We start from the raw sequence: 16,642 nt of genomic DNA, 5'->3' as shown, positions 1-16,642 counted from the left end.
ATTCCGTATATAATTTTAGCTTATTCTCACGGCGGCGATCGGTTCTTCGATCGCTGCGAGGATCGTTTTCGCAATGCCTGACCAATTGATCCGTTGGTCATCGAGGGTTCCATGCAGACGCTTATGCTCGCCTTCTCGCCGCGATTTATTGTTCTGACGCTCTGCATTGTCACCACCGTCTTGCTCGCGGCGGGTGCGATCCATGATCCGCGGCATATCTGGCTGTTCGCGATTCCGGGCGCCGTGTTCGGGGCGCTCTCCGTCCTGGGCATCCACGACGTTCTGCAGAAAAGTCACGCGGTGCTGCGCAACTATCCGATCTCCGCGCACATCCGTTTTCTGCTCGAGGAAATCCGCCCCGAGATGCGGCAATATTTCTTCGAGAGCGAAAAAGACGGCAAGCCGTTCAGTCGCGACATGCGCGCGGTGGTCTATCAGCGGGCGAAGATGGTGCTCGACAAGCGGCCGTTTGGCACCCAGGAAGATATTTACGCAGCCGGCTACGAATGGATGCACCATTCGGTTGCCCCCAAGCCGCTCTCGAACCCGGAATTCCGCCTCAAGATCGGCGGCCCGGATTGTGCGCAGCCCTATTCGGCTTCCGTGTTCAATATCTCGGCGATGAGCTTTGGCGCGTTGAGCCCCAACGCTGTGCGCGCGCTGAATGCCGGCGCGAAGAAGGGCAATTTTGCTCATGACACCGGTGAGGGGGGCGTCAGCTCGTATCACCGCGAAAATGGCGGCGATCTGATCTGGGAGATCGGGTCAGGCTATTTCGGATGCCGCAACCCGGACGGAACGTTCAATCCGGAATTGTTCGCCAAGGTGGCGAGCGACGACCAGGTCAAGATGGTTGAGCTGAAAATCAGCCAGGGCGCAAAGCCCGGTCACGGCGGCGTACTTCCAGCGGCGAAGGTTTCGGCTGAGATTTCGCAAGTCCGGGGCGTCCCGATGGGCGAGGACTGCGTTTCTCCCGCCTATCACAAGGCCTTCTCGACGCCGATCGAGATGATGCAGTTCATCGGCGAGATGCGTCGACTGTCAGGAGGCAAGCCCGCCGGTTTCAAGTTGTGCATCGGCCATCGCTGGGAGTTTCTCGCGATCTGCAAGGCGATGGTGAAGACCGGAATCTATCCGGACTTCATCGTGGTCGACGGCAACGAAGGTGGCACCGGAGCCGCGCCCGCGGAGTTCATGGACCATCTCGGCATGCCGATGCGCGAGGGCGTCAACTTCGTTCACAACGCCCTGATCGGCATCAATGCGCGCCAGCGTATCCGCATCGGTACGTCCGGCAAGATCGCAACGGCTTTCGATATTGCCCGCGCGATCGGGCTTGGGGCGGATTGGTGCAATTCCGCACGCGGGTTCATGTTCGCGTTGGGATGCATCCAGTCGCTGAGCTGCCACACGGACCGTTGTCCGACAGGCGTGACGTCGCAAGATCCCACCCGCAACCGCGCGCTGGTGGTCCCCGATAAAACCACGCGGGTGTATAATTATCATCGCGCGACAATGCATGCGCTGGCCGAGCTGATTGCGGCGTCAGGCTTGAGCCATCCGGAAGAGATCAGGCCGATTCATTTCTCGCATCGCATTTCCGGGACCGAGGTTCTTTCGTTCGCGCGGCTCTATCCCGAATTGCATCCGGGAGAACTGCTCGAAGGCCACACCGAGAGCCCGCGCTTCCGCGATGCCTGGAAGCTGGCGCAGGCCGAGTCCTTCTCACCACTGGAGAACGTGCCCGAACTGACGGTCGTTCGCGCCTGATCAGAATTCGGCGTGCAGACGGCCCGAGAAGATCGACACCGGCCCGCGGTCCGCGTTGTAGGCGGGATTAACGATCAGCTGATAGTCGGCGGTGAATGTCAGCGCCTTGTCGAGCGCGAGCGCATAGTAGGTCTCCAGAATACGCTCGTTGTCGTAGTTCAGCCGGCCATCGCCGATCAGCAGGCCTTTGCCGCCGGCCGCAAGGAAATCGCGATGACCGCTTGAAAGCCCATTGATGGCGCCGCCAAATCCGACCGTGTCGCTCGGCCGCCCCCAATAGCTTCCTTTAACGGAAACGCCGCCGGAGATGCTACGGTCGATATCCGTAAACGACAGGATTTCGTTCCGCCCGTCGTTCCAGCTTGCGCGCGCGAACACGCCAAGGTCAGTCGCGATCTGTTGCTCGGCGTTGATATAGAAGCCGTACTTCGACCGCTCCTTGCGGTCGGCTGCCATAATGTCGTTGATGTCGACGGCCGGATTGGCCGCGCCGAGCGCCAGAGCTTGACGGTAGTTGCCGGTGTTGCCCCGATTGGCGAACACACCAAGCCGCAACTTGCCCGGCTGTTTGTAGATCGTGTAGCGCTCTTCCAGTTCGACCACGGCGCCGCCGGTCTTGAAGGTAAGTACATCGCTGTTGGGTTGCGAGGGCACCTGGAAGAATCCGGCCCGCAGCGCCCAGTTCTTGCGATTGAGCTCCACGACAGCACCACGCGTGAAGCCCGGGAGATCCGCAGGGAAATCGTAAGCTCCTGACGCCCAGATGGCCCAGTTCATGAAATCGGCGCGCGGATCTTTTGCGTAGGAATTGCCGTCGAAATAGTCTCCCACCGCGAACCGTCCAATGGTGACAGTGACGCGGTCGATGTCGCGCTTGCCCGCAAGTTGATTGGGAGCATCGGCGACCTCTTCCTGCTCGCCGCCGAGGCCGAACGTCTGGCGGAAGAAATAGCGTTGCGCGCGGAATTTCGGATATTCCGCGCCGCCTTTTTGTGCCTCGCCGTTCGCAAACCCGGCGAGCCCCAGCGTGCTGCCGATGCCGAAGCCCTGGGCCAGTTCGGGGTTGAAGTAGAACTCGCCGCCCTCCCACAGGCGCCATCCCAGGAAGGCGCCGACCGTCCAGGTTTCGCGGGTGCGCCCTGAGCCGGGCAGGCTGTTCACGCCCTGATACGGCGAGCGGAAGCTCGGATAGCCCTGGGTGATCAGCGTGGTCTGGCCGTGCACATTCCAGTCGGTTGACTCGGGAAGAGCAGGCAGCCTGACAGCAGAACCGCCGCTCCATGGCGTGTCCCACAATTTGTAGTTCACGCCGACCTTGATCGTCTGAATCTTGGGATCGACCGTCACATCGGGAAGCGGAACATCGCTTAGCCCGTAGCTGCGAGCGCCAAGGTCCATATAGTTGTATTCGACCTTGCCGCTCCAGTTGCCGCCGAGGGCAAACTCAAGACCTGCGCCAGCCACCCAGCCAAGATGCATGCGCGCCTTGGTGCCCACGATGTCGCCGTCTGGATTGTTGAGATCGATATGCGTCCTTCCAAATGCGGCGCCGCCGGTGACATAGGGCAGCCACGTTCCGAACGCGTAGCCGATCCGCCCGCGTGCGGTGCCGACATAGTCCAACGTGCTGTTGAACGGGGCTGGAGCGAGTTTCGGAGCATCGAGCGGGCTTGTGAAGGAGACGTCTGCCTCAACGCCGAGCAGCCATCGGTTGCTGAGCTGCAGATTGTAGCCCGCCTGATAGCCGCCGATCAGGCCGGTGACGCTGTGCGGAAAGAGGACGCCCTGTTGCGGAAGCGGGCTGGTGCCCGGCCCAAACCCGCCCCAGCCGTATCCAGAGTGACCGCCAACATAGACGCCGGACCAATCCATATATTGCTCGAAACGCGGAGCCTTGAGCGGCATGTTGGCGCCATGGGCCATTCCCACCGAGAGTGCCGCCATAGCGGCACCGGCGAGCAGGCAGTTCGTAAGATCCGGCACGCGCCGCCCGGTCATAATGTTTCGATTCCGCGGAAACTGAATGCGTGCGGGATTTGACACGTCACGATGACGACAAGCCAGACGATCCCCGAACCCGGAGAGAAAATTCGGGGGATTGGAAGCAAGGCGAGTGCGGCGCATTGAAAATTCGACGACTTCAGCGGGTTGCGGCTATTTGCGAATGATTATCAAATAATAGTTGCGATCTATTCGCAACTGAATTATTGCGAATGAATTGCAACTAGTTCGGGTCGAACCAGCAGCCATGACATCGGTTTGTGACAGTCGCGTAACACCGGCCCGCGTCGTGTTGGCGCTCCTTGCAGGGATGGGCATGGGTGAGCCCGGCGAGGTTCGCGCGGAGGATCGCTCGACGTCCGAAGCATTTTGGAGCGTCGACAGCGAGCACATGTTCGGCTTCACCGTCGGGTCCGACATCGGGAGTGCCGGCGAGATCGAAATCGAAGGCGAGCAGGATTCGGGCTTCGGCAAGCGCGCGGGCCGCTACTACGCGGCGATGAATTCGCTGCAGCTGAAATATACCGCGACGGACAGTTTTCGCATCGCGCCACATGTGGAGTTTGGCCATCACGCGATTTCATCGGTGCCGGGCATGGTCGATCTCAACAATCTCGGCATCGCATCAGGTGGCGTGGAATTCAAATACCGCTTTCTCAACCGCGTCGATGCGCCCTTTGGTCTGACGCTCGGCGTCGACACATCGATGGGACGGATCGATAGCGGCACCGGCCAACGTACGCGCGACTACGCCCTCGACGTCTCCCTGGCGCTCGACCGAGAACTTATCAAGAATCGCTTGTTTGGTGCGATCAACGTCGTCTATGCGCCGTCATGGGCCCGCGATCACGCGACGGGAATATGGGAGCGGGCGGCTGCGACCGAGATCAGTGCTGCGCTCACCAATCGCATCGCCAACGGTGTCTTTCTCGGCGGCGAAGTCCGCTATCTGCGCGCCTACGAAACGGCGGGCTTGTCCGGGTTCGCAGGTGATGCAGTGTTTGCGGGGCCGACGCTCTACGTGATGTTCTCACCGCGCGCCAACATGACGCTCGCGTGGAATGTGCAGGTTGCCGGCCGCTCACGCGATGAAAGGGATCGGTTGGACCTGATCAATTTCGAACGTCATCAGGTTCGGCTGCGCTTCGGCTTCGGATTCTAAACTGCAAAAGGATGACCCGCCCGGGGGGACAACCGGGCGGGTCCAAGATCGGCACGTCGTGGATGAGGCGCCGCGCCGAACTCAACTCACGATGTGATCAGTAGTTGCAGGTGCGGACGCGGCCGATGTAGTTGCCGTACACGTCGAACTGGCGAACCCAGCCGCAGCGGCGATAGCCGTAACCGTCATGAACGTAGACTGGCCCGCCATATGCGTTGCTCGCGAGAGCGGCGCCAAACAGCGCGCCTGCGGCGACGCCGACACCAATTCCGACACCCTTGTACCCGGCTTCAGCCTGCTGCGTGGTGGCGGCCATGCCGCCGGTCAAAGCGATTGCAGCGACTGCGAAAGCGGCAATTCTGGTCTTCACTGACATGATCGACTCCATCCTTGTTTGGGGTGGGCCATCGAGCCCACATGCCAATTGGTGCGGAGCCGCCGGAAACAGGTTCGAGATCCGGCAAAAGAATTTAGCGAATATAAAAAAGACAGTATTTTCAGGCTGCTAAGCGCTAGCGGTGGACAATTGGCTGGTTGGCCAGTCGTGTCAGGTCGAATTTGTCGACATCAGCCAGCAATTCGATGAACGCGCGTGCGCCGTGATCAAGCAGCGCTTTGCCTTTCTCGGCGGTTGCGAGTGTCGCATCGCCGATTGCCCCTTGTGGATTGAGATCCTGCGTGGCCCAGGCGAAGGCTGCGGGTCGTCCGGCGGAGAGCCAGCGAAATTCTTTCGTCATTTGAATTTCCGCGGATTCAAACTTCGCGATTCGGTCCTGCTTCACATGCTGCGGACAGGCCGCCAGCATGATCGAGGTCTCGATGGCGCCGCCGTGAACGCCATAGCGCACTTCGTCGGCCGGGAACGAGCCGTTCGGTACGCCGAAGCGGCTCCAGCTCGTGGTGACCGCGAGCATCTCGTGCTTTGCGCGCAGATCCTGCGCGATCAGCGCCATCGCGGCACTGTTGCCGCCGTGGCTGGTGACGATCACGAGCTTTCTCACGCCCATCTGCGCGATGTCGTCGCCCAGTGCCATCCATTTTCTCAGAGCAGCATCCGTCGTCAGCGTCTGAGTGCCGGGATAGGCGATGTGCTCGGTTGAAATGCCGACCCGTTCGATCGGAAGAAACGTGACCGGAAGATCCTGCGGCAAGGTCTCGCGTACGCGCGCCAGATAGGCCTCGCCGATGAGGACGTCCGTTTCGAACGGCAGATGCGGCCCATGCTGCTCCGTTGCGGCGAGTGGGAGAACGGCAATCCAGCGGGATGCACTGTGCTTCTCCACATTCAGTTTGAGGGTGTCGCTCCAGTCGAGCGGAGGTTTGATCATCGTGCCATCAGGATTGTTCAAACGGGCGTTTTTTTAACCCGATTTGCGGGATAAATTCGCCTGCATGGTTGTTTCCAATTGAGATCGCTATTCTATCATGCGGCAAAATGATCGATGGAGTCCAATGATGATACCGAGCCTCATATCGCGAGCGTTAATGGCTGGTCTCGCGTTCTGGATAGCTGGCTCGGGGGTGCAGGCCACGACCCTCGATAAGGTCTCGTTCGGCACCAATTGGGTGGCGGAAGCCGAGCATGGCGGTTTCTACCAGGCGGTCGCGGATGGGACATACAAGAGCTACGGACTGGATGTCACCATCGTCCCCGGTGGTCCCAACGTCAACAATCGCATCCAGCTTGTCGCAGGCAAACTCGACTTCTTCATGAGCGCCAACACGCTTCAATCATTCGATGCCGTGACCAACAAAGTGCCGGTCGTGGCGGTGGCGGCCATCTTCCAGAAAGATCCCCAGGTGTTTCTGGCACATCCGGAATCCAAGGTGACCAATCTCGAGGGCCTGAAGCCCCTGACGCTGTTCGTCTCCAAGGAGGGGATGCCGACCTATTTCCAGTGGCTGAAATCGGAATATGGGTTCAACGAGGATCAGGTGAAGCCCTATACCTCGAATCCGCAGCCGTTTCTGGCCGACAAGAAAAGCGCCATGCAGGGCTATGTGACGTCGGAGCCGTTCGCGATCGAGAAGCGCGCCAAATTCAAGCCGACTGTGGTGCTGCTCGCGGATTACGGATTCAGCAGCTATTCGACATTGATTGAAACGCGCACCGACTTCGCCGAGAAGAAGGCCGATCTCGTGCAGCGTTTTGTCGATGCCTCGATCATCGGCTGGTACAATTATCTCTATGGAAACAACAAGCCCGGCAATGCTCTGATCAAGAAGAACAACCCGGAGATGACCGACGAGTTGCTGGCGTATTCCGTTGAGGCGATGAAACGGTACGGCATCGTGGATTCCGGCGACACGCTGAAGAACGGCATTGGCGCCATGAGTGATGACCGTATGGCGGATTTCTTCAACAAGATGGTCAAAGCCGGTGTCACCCCGCGCGATATTGATTATCGCAAGGCCTATACGTTGCGGTTCGTCAACAAGGGTATCGGCACCAACCTGCACCCAACCAGATGAGGGCGCAGGTCTTTGAGTAACTTGCCGACAGATGCCGCGGCTCGCACCGACGGGGGGATGCCGGCGGGCAGGGTAATTCAGCTTCGCGATGTGGCCAAAGTCTATGACAATGGCGTCGCCGCGGTGGGGCCGCTTGATCTGGATGTCGAGGCCGGAGAGTTCATTTCACTGGTCGGGCCATCGGGGTGCGGCAAGTCCACGTTGCTGCGGATGATCGCCGGGTTGAGTGCGCCGACGCGCGGTGTCGTGGATGTCGCGCGCAACATGCAGGGTCACTCCAAGCACAATATCGGTTTTGTGTTTCAGGAGCCGACACTGATGCCGTGGGCAACGGTGTCCGACAACGTGCGATTGCCGCTTAAATTGTCGCATGTCGCGCGAGATCAGTCTGACGTTCGCGTCGGACAAGCCCTTCAGGACGTCGGTCTGGCAGAGTTTGCCGGCGCCTATCCGCGTGAACTGTCAGGGGGCATGAAGATGCGGGTCTCGCTTGCGCGGGCCCTGGTGACGGATCCCGATATTCTTCTGATGGACGAACCTTTTGCGGCGTTGGATGAGATTACGCGCTTCAAATTGAATGACGATCTGCTCGCGATCTGGCGCACGCTACGCAAGACGATCGTGTTCGTTACCCATTCAGTCTTCGAGTCGGTCTATCTGTCGCAGCGCGTGCTTGTCATGACATCCCGGCCGGGGCGTATCGGCAAGGAATTTCGCTTTGACAGCGTGGGCGCGCGCGATGCCGATTTCCGCACTTCGGCGGACTACGCCGCGCATTGCCGTGAGGTATCAGCCGCACTTGCTGCGGCGAGCGCAGTGGAGGGCGTCCGATGACGCAGGGCCGGTCCCTCACGCGCCTTCTGCAGATTGGCCTGCCGGTCCTCACGCTGGCGCTCGGTGTGGCGATCTGGGAAGCGGTGGTCCGGATCAACAATATTCCCGACTATGTGCTGCCGGCGCCAAGCGTTGTGTTCGCCACATTGGTGACAGATTGGTCGCTGCTGTTCGCCTCGCTCCTCACGACGCTGCTGACCACGGTCCAAGGTTTTATTGCTGCTGCCGTGGGCGGCATCGCGATGGCGATGGTGTTCAGCCGTTCGAAATGGATCGAATACGCACTGTTCCCCTATGCGGTAATCCTTCAGGTCACGCCGGTGATCGCGATCGCCCCCTTGCTCCTGATCTATTTGCCGCAGCATCTGGCTGTCGTCGCTTGTGCATGGATCGTGGCTTTCTTTCCGGTGCTGTCCAACACGACCCTCGGCCTGAAATCCGTGGATCGCAATCTGGGCGGGTTATTTGCGCTCTATGGGGCGTCGCGAACGCAGACCCTGCGTTACCTGAAGCTGCCTTCTGCGCTGCCCCATATCATGGGGGGCTTACGGATCGCGGGGGGCCTGTCGCTGATCGGTGCCGTGGTCGCGGAAATCGCAGCCGGCTCCGCGGGGGCGGGTTCCGGGCTTGCCTACAGGATCGCGGAATCCGGTTACCGGCTGAACATTCCGCGAATGTTCGCGGCATTGCTGTTGCTCTCGATCGCCGGGATTGTCATTTATGGGGCTCTCTCGCTGGCCTCGTATCTTGTGCTACGACGCTGGCACGAAAGTGCGCTTGGAAAGGATAATTGATGTCTGCAAGTCATTCCCAGAATAACCCCGACGTCCTGATTTATGGCCCGTCAAAGCCCATTATCGACGGCGGTTTTCCAGCGCACTACACGCTGCACAAATGCGAAAACAAGCATGACCTTGACCGGCTGTCACCCGAAGTGGCTGCCCGCATCCGCGGCGTCGCCGTCAGCGGACTGGTGCAGGCGGACGGCGCCATGATGGCAAAGTTTCCGAAACTGGAAATCGTGTCGAGCTTCGGCGTCGGCTATGACCATATCGATGCGAGGTATGCCAGCGGGCACAACATCGTCGTCTGCAACACGCCGGACGTTCTGACCGAGGAAGTGGCCGACGTGGCGCTCGGTTTGTTGATCGCGACCGCCCGTGAATTCATCAAGGCGGACCGCTTTGTGCGTTCGGGTCAGTGGAGCACACAGGGCTTTCCGTTGAGCCAGGGCTCGCTGCGGGATCGCAAGGTCGGCATTGTCGGCATGGGACGCATTGGCCAGGCCATCGCGCGCCGGCTCGATGCCTCGCTGGTGCCCGTTGTGTATCACTCGCGCAACCCGGCCAAGGGCGTCAGCCACAAGCACTATCCGAACCTCGTTGAGATGGCGAAGGATGTCGATACGCTGGTGCTGATCATGCCCGGCGGGGCCTCGACCGCGAAGATGATCAATGCGGAGGTGCTCAAGGCGCTTGGCCCGCGCGGCATCGTGGTCAACGTTGCCCGCGGCTCCGTCGTCGATGAGCCCGCTCTGATTGCGGCGCTCAAGGACGGGACCATCATGGCGGCGGGTCTCGACGTCTTCGCGCAGGAGCCGAACGTGCCGGAGGAATTGCGCAACCTGCCAAACGTGGTCTTGCTTCCGCATATCGGTTCGGCGTCGATATCGACGCGCAATGCAATGGATCAGCTTGTGGTCGACAACATCAAGGAATGGTTCGCCGGCAAGCCGCCGATCACGCCAATCCCGGAAACGCCGGTCAAGGGCCGCTGACAGCCATGAGCGCCGCGCGGATCGCATTCGGCAAACAATCGACGCGCCAGGGAGCCGTTTTGCTCGCTCTGGCAACTATGATTGTTTGCAATGCATCCGCGCGCGCGCAGGACGCGCGTTCCTTGACCAACGACATGATCGGGCAGTGGGAGTTGTCCACGGCCGGTCGCGACAAGACTTGTGTGGTCACGCTGAAGGGCGATACCACGCCGCTGGGGCTGAAGCTGGAGCTCGACAAGGGCTGTGGTGATGCGTTGCCTTTCACCAAAGCCATCGCGGGCTGGAGCGTGAAGGGCCTGGACATTGTGCGGCTGCAGGATGCCAAGGGGCAGTCCATCATCGATGTGACCGAAGTCGAAAGCGGCATCTTTGAAGGTGTCCGGCAGGGCGAAGGCGTCTACTTGCTGCAAACTCTTGCGGCGGCGCGCGCGCTGTCGAAATCGACGGATCAGTTGATCGGCGACTGGGCGATGATGCGTGGCAGCGGCAAGACGGTGTGCGGGCTGACTCTGACAAACACCGAAGCCTCGGCTGACAATTTCGCTGTTTATCTGAAGCCGCGCTGCGATCCGGCGGTGGCCAGTTTCGCGCCGACTATGTGGCGCATCGAGCGCGGCGAGTTGCTGCTGCAGTCGGCCAGCGGTGAAATCTGGCGGTTCGAGGCGGATGACAACGCGCAATGGCGGCGCGTGCCGGACAGCGCCGATCCGCTGATCCTGATGCGGCAGTAATCCGCAGCGGCAAGGCTAGATTAGCCGCAGCGCCTTCATGCTGGCATGCCCGTTCTTGCCGACGATGATGTGGTCGTGCACGGAAATGCCGAGCGGGCCAGAAATGGACATGATGGACTGCGTCATCTGGATGTCCGCCTTCGATGGCGTCGGATCGCCGGACGGATGATTGTGGACGAGCACGATCGCGGTCGCGGATAATTCCAGTGCGCGCTTTACCACTTCGCGCGGATAGACCGGCGTATGATCGACTGTGCCGATCTGCTGCACTTCATCGGCGATGAGTTGGTTGCGCTTGTCGAGAAACAGGATGCGGAATTGTTCCTTGTCGGCGAACGCCATCGCCGTGCGGCAATAGTCGATCACCGCTGTCCACGACGATAATACCGCTTTCTGCTTCAACTCTCCCTTGGCGATGCGGCTCGCAGCCGCGGCGATCAGCTTGATTTCAGTGATGGCGGAGTCGCCAAGCCCACTGGTTTCCTTCAGCCGCAGCTCTGGAGCGTGAACGACCTCGGCGAATGAACCGAACTTTCCGATCAGCATTTTTGCAAGGGGTTTGACGTCCCGCCGCGGCAAGGCGCGAAACAGCACCATCTCGAGCAACTCGTAATCGCTCAGCGCGTCGGCGCCGGCCTGGCGAAACCGGTCGCGCAGCCGCTCCCGATGGCCGTGATAGTGCGGCGCCTCAGTGGCGTCCGGCCTGACGGTTGGCGGATCTGACTTGGAGGACATTGCGTGATGCGCGCCCCAAAATACGCACTCACCATGCCGGACCTGATGATTTTTGCAACCGGCATTTGCAGAGACCTCATGAGGGGTGCAAAGCACAGCTCGCAAAAGGAGCGTAGCTAGGCCGCCTTGTAAGGTGGCTTGTCGAGCTTGCCGGGCGATAGCGTGAAGACTTCGACGCCGTCCTGGGTCACACCCACCGAATGCTCGAACTGGGCGGACAATGAGCGATCCCGCGTCACCGCGGTCCAGCCGTCCGAGAGGATTTTCACGTGCGGTTTGCCGAGATTGATCATCGGCTCGATGGTGAAGAACATGCCAGGCTTCAGTTCGACGCCTTCGCCAGGTCGCCCGACATGGATGATGTTGGGCTCGTCATGAAACATGCGGCCCAGACCATGACCGCAGAAATCGCGCACGACGCTCATCTGCTGCGGTTCGACAAAACTCTGAATGGCGTGGCCAATATCGCCGGTGGTGGCGCCGGGCTTCACCGCGGCAATGCCGCGCATCAGCGCTTCATAGGTCACATCGATCAACCGTTCGGCCCGCCGGGAAATCTCGCCAACGGCATACATGCGGCTGGAGTCGCCGTACCAGCCATCCAGAATGAAGGTGACGTCGATGTTGACGATATCGCCTTCCTTGAGCTGGCGATCACCGGGCATGCCATGGCAGACGACATGGTTGATCGAGGTGCAGGTGGAATAGCGATAGCCGCGATACATCAGGGTCGCGGGATAGGACTTGTTGTCGAATGCGAACTTGCGGACGAACTCGTCGATCTGCGATGTGAAAATGCCAGGCCGGACGATGTCCACCAGCTCATCGAGGCATTTCGCAACCAGCGCCCCGGCCTTGCGCATGCCGGCAAATGCGCCGGGGCCATGGAGCTTGATTTGTCCAGTTTTGCGCAGAGAGGTTTCGGTGGCTTCGACGTAGTTCATTCGGGTTTCTTTGGTGGTTCTGTTTTTGAAAGGGGAATAGCCGCTGGAGCCGAAAAGCCGCAAACCGCTTGACTAATCTAATGGATGCGGCCCCGAGTGCAAGCGATGCCGCAGGAAAGCGCCATTTTGTGGGCTTTTCAGGGCTCAATCGGGACCGGCTGGCCGAGAACGATGTCCTGCTCCGTGAGTTTGCAGGTCCATGCCAGCGCCTCTACGCCCGCGGCGCGGGCCCTGTCGAACGCCCGTCCGTAGGCTGGATCGATATCGCGTGCGAGTGCGAAGGACGAGGCGGACCCGATCTGGATCACAAACAGCATGACGGCGCGCGCGCCGGTGGCGACCATTTCCGCGAGCTCATCGAGATGTTTTGCGCCGCGCGCGGTGACCGAATCCGGGAACTCGGCGACCCCAGGCCGGCGCATCAGGTGGACATTCTTGACCTCGACATAGCAGAGCGGCTTCGCCGGATCCTCCAGCAGAAAATCGACCCGCGATCCCTTGCCGTTGATGATCCGGCCGTACTTCACCTCGCGACGGATGGTCGCATATCCTGCGAGTTCGGGAATGACGCCGGCCGCAAGAGCCTCCGCGACGATCGGGTTCGGGTGCATGGTGTTGACGCCGACCAGCTCCTGCGCGCGGCCGAAATCCACTTCCACCAATTCCCACGAGTAAGGCAGCTTGCGTGTGAGACTCGGGGACTTCGACAGCCACACCCGCGCTCCCTCGGTTTGCAGGCCGGTCATGGCGCCGGGATTGGCGACATGGGCGGTGATGATCGTGCCGTCCGTCAGCTCGACATCGGCAAGAAAGCGCTTGTAGCGGCGGATCAGGGTCGCAGGAACGAGTTCACCGGCAAAGCGCATATCAGTCGCGCGCCTCGTGCACGGGCGCGACCGGCAGCGCGCCGCTTTGCAGGCGGATCTCGCGCACCGGATAGGGCGCGTGAATGTTTGCGCGCTTGAACGCGTCCCACAGGGCCAGCAAGACGTCGCTGCGCACGTTGTCCATGCCGGCGTCAGGATCGGCGATCCAGAAGGTGAGTGAGAATTTCATGCCGGTCTCTGCGAAATCCGTCAGCAGACAGCTCGGCGGCTTGAGGGGAATGACGCGCGGCGTGGCGGACGCGATCTCCGTCGCGAGCCTGCACACGAGGTTCGGATCGGCGTCGTAAGTGGTGGAGAAGTTGACCTTCAACTGGGTGCTCGAGTCCGTGTAGGTCCAGTTGACCACCTTCTTCGTGATCAGGTCCTCATTCGGAATCAGGAAGACGCGGCCGTCGCCCGCGGCCACGGAGATATAGCGCGTGTTCATCGCGTTGACCCGGCCGGAGCTGTCGTCCACCGTGATGAGGTCGCCTGGCTTCACGGATTTGTCGGCCAGCAGGATCATGCCGCTGATGAAATTGCCGACGATCTTCTGCAGGCCAAAGCCGAGCCCGACACCGACAGCGCCCGAGAACAGGGCGAACACCGAAAGGTCGATGCCTGCGGCGCTCATGACGATGGCCACTGCGAGCACCATCAGCGCCAGCCGGACGATCTTGGTCAGCAGCACCTGAATGGAGGGCGTCAAATCTCTCGAGTGGTTGATGCGAGTCTCAAGAAAGTTGCTGAGGATATTGGACGCCCACAGAGCGAGACCCAAAAACACCACAACCTTGATCACGAGCAGCGGTGTCAGGCGCAGGGTTCCGAGCATGATCGAAACCGAGTCCAGTGCGTCCGACGCCGGCTGCAACAGCCCGAAGATCCCGAGCACCGCCAGCAGCCACGCCACGATGGAGATGATGCGGACGAGGAAATCGTTGCGGATCAGGCTGGCAGCCATGCGAACGGCGAGCCAGGCTGTCGCGAGACTGGCGGCCGCCGCAATCAGATAACTTGGAACGGCCGCGTGAGCCATGATCACGTGGCAGAGGCCCATCAGCAGTGCGAAAATCAAGATCCCGGCGTGCCGCAGCAATGCACGCAAGATCAGGCGGAGCGATAGGGGCCACTCCACGGTCCTCGCCAGCGCTCCTGACGCCATATTTCCCCGTACGGCCGTGGCGAAGCCGAGTGCGAGCCCCATTCCGGCGAGGATGATGCCGAACTGGGCGTAGAACCATGGCGACGAGACGTCCGCGCGGATGGCGCGAATGATCCCGCTGAAGAGGTCATGGATGTTGGCCCAGGGCATAGTCAGGTTCTCTTATGAGCGAGCGTCCGCCGCATCGTTTGATTCGAAATTTCCGCAGATTTTCAGATTCGAAGCCCGAGGGCTGCTCTGAAGTCGCATGAATGGCAATTTAACACCAGCAAATCGGCCTTGTTGGCGCGTGTTGCACAAATCGGTTGGCGCGCGGCGGATGCGACGATAATCATGCAAATGCAACGATTTGCGACGGCACAGGGAGAGGTGGACAAACAGCGGTAATGGCATCCCTCGATACGGTTAGCATTGCCATCCTGCTCGGCGCTGTGCTCGTTATGGCGGGCATCCTGTCAAGCCTGCTCGCGCTGCGCTTTGGCGCTCCCTTGCTGCTGGTCTTCTTGCTGATCGGTATACTGGCGGGTGAAAACGGGCCCGGCGGCTTGCGCTTCGACGACGTGCAGACGACGTACCTTGTCGGTTCGCTAGCCCTGGCGCTGATTCTGTTCGATGGCGGCCTGAAAACCCGTTTTCAGACCATCCGCACCGTACTCGGGCCCTCGATTGTCTTGGCTACCGTGGGTGTGCTGCTCACCGCGCTGATCACGGCGCCGGTCGCGAAGTATGCGCTGGGCCTCGGCTGGTCGGAGGCGCTGCTGGTTGGCGCCGTGATTGCATCCACCGACGCTGCGGCGGTGTTCCTCCTGGTGCATGCCCAAGGTTTGCGCCTGCGCCCGCGTGTCGGTGCGACGCTGGAGGTCGAATCCGGCACCAACGATCCGTTCGCGATCTTCCTCACGCTGGTGATGGTGGAACTGCTGTCGCTCGGCCAGACCTCCGGAACTCACATTGCCCTGCAGTTCGGACGAGAAGTCGTGATCGGCACGTTGGTCGGCGTCACCGGCGGATGGCTCGTGGTGTTCCTGCTCAATCGCGTCGCCCTGCCGCAGGGATTGCACGCACCGTTCGTCGCGACGGCAGCACTGGTGATCTTCGGCATCGCGCAGATCTGCCATTCATCTGGGTTCCTCGCGGTCTATCTTGCCGGCATGTTGATCGGCAATCGTCCGACCCGCGCGCACAATTCGGTGGTGACCTTTTTGGATGCTGCCACATGGCTCGCCCAGATTGTCATGTTCGTGTTGCTGGGCCTGCTCGTATCGCCGGAGCGGACGCTCGCGAGCGCGCTGCCCGCGACCGCAGTGGCGCTGGTGCTGATGCTGGTGGCGCGGCCAGTTGCCGTGTTTCTCTGCCTGGCGCCGTTTCGTTTCAACTGGCGGGAAAAGACCTTTATCGCCTGGGTTGGCCTGCGCGGCGCCGTCGCGATCTTTCTGGCTTCCATTCCGCTTCTGGTGGGGCTGCCGAATGCGCACGTCTATTTCGACGTGGCCTTCATCGTCGTACTGATCTCACTGCTGTTGCAAGGCTGGACGCTCGGCACCGCTGCACGGCGGCTCCACGTCGCGCTGCCGCGGGCAGAGCGGGGACCGCGCCGCGTCGAGCTCGATCTGCCAGGGCAGCTTGAGCAACAGCTGGTCGGTTATCCGGTCCGTGCCAACAGCCTCTATCTCAAGCGCGGATTGATCCCTTCATGGTCGAAGCCGACGCTGGTGATCCGCGACGAAAAGATCCTGTCGCCGGTCGAAGCGGCTCCGATCGTGAAGGGCGATTATCTCTATCTGCTGGCCCCTCCCGAAAAGGCTGAGGCGCTGGATCGCTTTTTTGTCGATATGCCGGTGGTGCCCGCGCCCGATCCGCATCTGCTTGGCGACTTCATGATGCCCGGGGATGTCCTGCTGAAGGATGTCGCAGAGATTTATGGCGTCAATGTCGAGCCGGGCAACGAGCATCTGACGCTGGCGGATTATTTCGATATCCACCTCGATCACGCGCCGCGGGTCAACGCGACCTTGCCGCTCGACACCATCGTGCTGGTCGCGCGCAGTATCGGGGGCAACCGGGTGAATATTGTCGGCCTTCGGTTGCCTGAAGATGAGCCGCCGCCCCCGCTGCCGCGGACACGGCGGGCGGTTGCAAAGCGCAAACTGTCGAAGGTGTGGTCGTCGCTGACCGGTCCTTGAGG

Annotated in this window: 15 protein-coding genes; 8 read left to right on the top strand and 7 right to left on the bottom strand. The window is 60.8% G+C overall.

The window, feature by feature from the left end; genetic code table 11:
* Positions 1-111 precede the first annotated feature (111 nt).
* Positions 112-1,770 carry an FMN-binding glutamate synthase family protein gene (locus ACP0KA_RS08500; protein WP_424628378.1) on the top strand — a complete coding sequence of 553 codons (1,659 nt, stop codon included), beginning with the start codon at positions 112-114 and terminating at the stop codon, positions 1,768-1,770.
* Here the strand turns inward: ACP0KA_RS08500 and ACP0KA_RS08495 are convergent, their stop codons facing one another.
* Complete coding sequence (locus ACP0KA_RS08495; RefSeq protein WP_424628377.1) at positions 1,771-3,768, bottom strand: carbohydrate porin; 1,998 nt, start codon at positions 3,766-3,768, stop codon at positions 1,771-1,773.
* A 250-nt stretch (positions 3,769-4,018) separates the two neighbouring features.
* Here ACP0KA_RS08495 and ACP0KA_RS08490 point away from each other — a divergent pair, with 250 nt between their 5' ends.
* On the top strand, positions 4,019-4,933 hold the full coding sequence (locus tag ACP0KA_RS08490; protein ID WP_424628376.1) for a hypothetical protein: 915 nt from the start codon (positions 4,019-4,021) through the stop codon (positions 4,931-4,933).
* Between the two features lie 97 nt (positions 4,934-5,030).
* Here ACP0KA_RS08490 and ACP0KA_RS08485 read toward each other — a convergent pair whose 3' ends face one another.
* Positions 5,031-5,309 carry a hypothetical protein gene (locus tag ACP0KA_RS08485; protein ID WP_424628375.1) on the bottom strand — a complete coding sequence of 93 codons (279 nt, stop codon included), beginning with the start codon at positions 5,307-5,309 and terminating at the stop codon, positions 5,031-5,033.
* A gap of 136 nt (positions 5,310-5,445) precedes the next feature.
* A complete protein-coding gene (locus ACP0KA_RS08480; protein ID WP_424628374.1) occupies positions 5,446-6,261 on the bottom strand; it encodes a creatininase family protein in 816 nt (271 codons plus the stop codon).
* Positions 6,262-6,388: 127 nt separating this feature from the next.
* Here ACP0KA_RS08480 and ACP0KA_RS08475 point away from each other — a divergent pair, with 127 nt between their 5' ends.
* The 5 genes from ACP0KA_RS08475 to ACP0KA_RS08455 all read left to right on the top strand — a co-directional run bounded on the left by ACP0KA_RS08475 (position 6,389) and on the right by ACP0KA_RS08455 (position 10,747).
* A complete protein-coding gene (locus tag ACP0KA_RS08475) occupies positions 6,389-7,405 on the top strand; it encodes an ABC transporter substrate-binding protein (protein WP_424628373.1) in 1,017 nt (338 codons plus the stop codon).
* Positions 7,406-7,462: 57 nt separating this feature from the next.
* The gene (locus ACP0KA_RS08470; RefSeq protein WP_424631522.1) at positions 7,463-8,239 is read left to right on the top strand and encodes an ABC transporter ATP-binding protein; all 777 of its coding nucleotides are present in this window, start codon (positions 7,463-7,465) and stop codon (positions 8,237-8,239) included.
* Entirely contained in the window at positions 8,236-9,033 is a 798-nt protein-coding gene (locus ACP0KA_RS08465; protein WP_424628372.1) for an ABC transporter permease, read from the top strand. Before ACP0KA_RS08470 ends, ACP0KA_RS08465 begins: the two co-directional genes overlap by 4 nt.
* Complete coding sequence (locus ACP0KA_RS08460) at positions 9,033-10,016, top strand: 2-hydroxyacid dehydrogenase (RefSeq protein ID WP_424628371.1); 984 nt, start codon at positions 9,033-9,035, stop codon at positions 10,014-10,016. The genes ACP0KA_RS08465 and ACP0KA_RS08460 overlap by 1 nt, the downstream gene beginning before the upstream one ends.
* A gap of 77 nt (positions 10,017-10,093) precedes the next feature.
* Positions 10,094-10,747, top strand: coding sequence for an AprI/Inh family metalloprotease inhibitor (locus tag ACP0KA_RS08455; protein ID WP_424631521.1), 654 nt, complete (start codon positions 10,094-10,096; stop codon positions 10,745-10,747).
* A 15-nt stretch (positions 10,748-10,762) separates the two neighbouring features.
* Here ACP0KA_RS08455 and radC read toward each other — a convergent pair whose 3' ends face one another.
* The 4 genes from radC to ACP0KA_RS08435 all read right to left on the bottom strand — a co-directional run bounded on the left by radC (position 10,763) and on the right by ACP0KA_RS08435 (position 14,607).
* The gene (gene radC, locus ACP0KA_RS08450) at positions 10,763-11,482 is read right to left on the bottom strand and encodes a RadC family protein (RefSeq protein ID WP_424628370.1); all 720 of its coding nucleotides are present in this window, start codon (positions 11,480-11,482) and stop codon (positions 10,763-10,765) included.
* Between the two features lie 116 nt (positions 11,483-11,598).
* The gene (gene map / locus ACP0KA_RS08445) at positions 11,599-12,426 is read right to left on the bottom strand and encodes a type I methionyl aminopeptidase (protein WP_424628369.1); all 828 of its coding nucleotides are present in this window, start codon (positions 12,424-12,426) and stop codon (positions 11,599-11,601) included.
* 137 nt (positions 12,427-12,563) lie between these two features.
* Positions 12,564-13,292 carry a DNA/RNA nuclease SfsA gene (sfsA, locus tag ACP0KA_RS08440; RefSeq protein ID WP_424628368.1) on the bottom strand — a complete coding sequence of 243 codons (729 nt, stop codon included), beginning with the start codon at positions 13,290-13,292 and terminating at the stop codon, positions 12,564-12,566.
* A gap of 1 nt (position 13,293) precedes the next feature.
* A complete protein-coding gene (locus ACP0KA_RS08435) occupies positions 13,294-14,607 on the bottom strand; it encodes a mechanosensitive ion channel family protein (protein ID WP_424628367.1) in 1,314 nt (437 codons plus the stop codon).
* A 236-nt stretch (positions 14,608-14,843) separates the two neighbouring features.
* Here ACP0KA_RS08435 and ACP0KA_RS08430 point away from each other — a divergent pair, with 236 nt between their 5' ends.
* Entirely contained in the window at positions 14,844-16,640 is a 1,797-nt protein-coding gene (locus ACP0KA_RS08430) for a potassium/proton antiporter (RefSeq protein ID WP_424628366.1), read from the top strand.
* Positions 16,641-16,642: the final 2 nt, after the last annotated feature.

The sequence above is a fragment of the Bradyrhizobium sp. SYSU BS000235 genome (assembly GCF_049747295.1).
In the GTDB taxonomy this organism is placed as follows: domain Bacteria; phylum Pseudomonadota; class Alphaproteobacteria; order Rhizobiales; family Xanthobacteraceae; genus Afipia.
The sequence above is the reverse complement of the archived record's forward strand: the minus strand, read 5'-3'. Positions and strand labels throughout refer to the sequence as shown.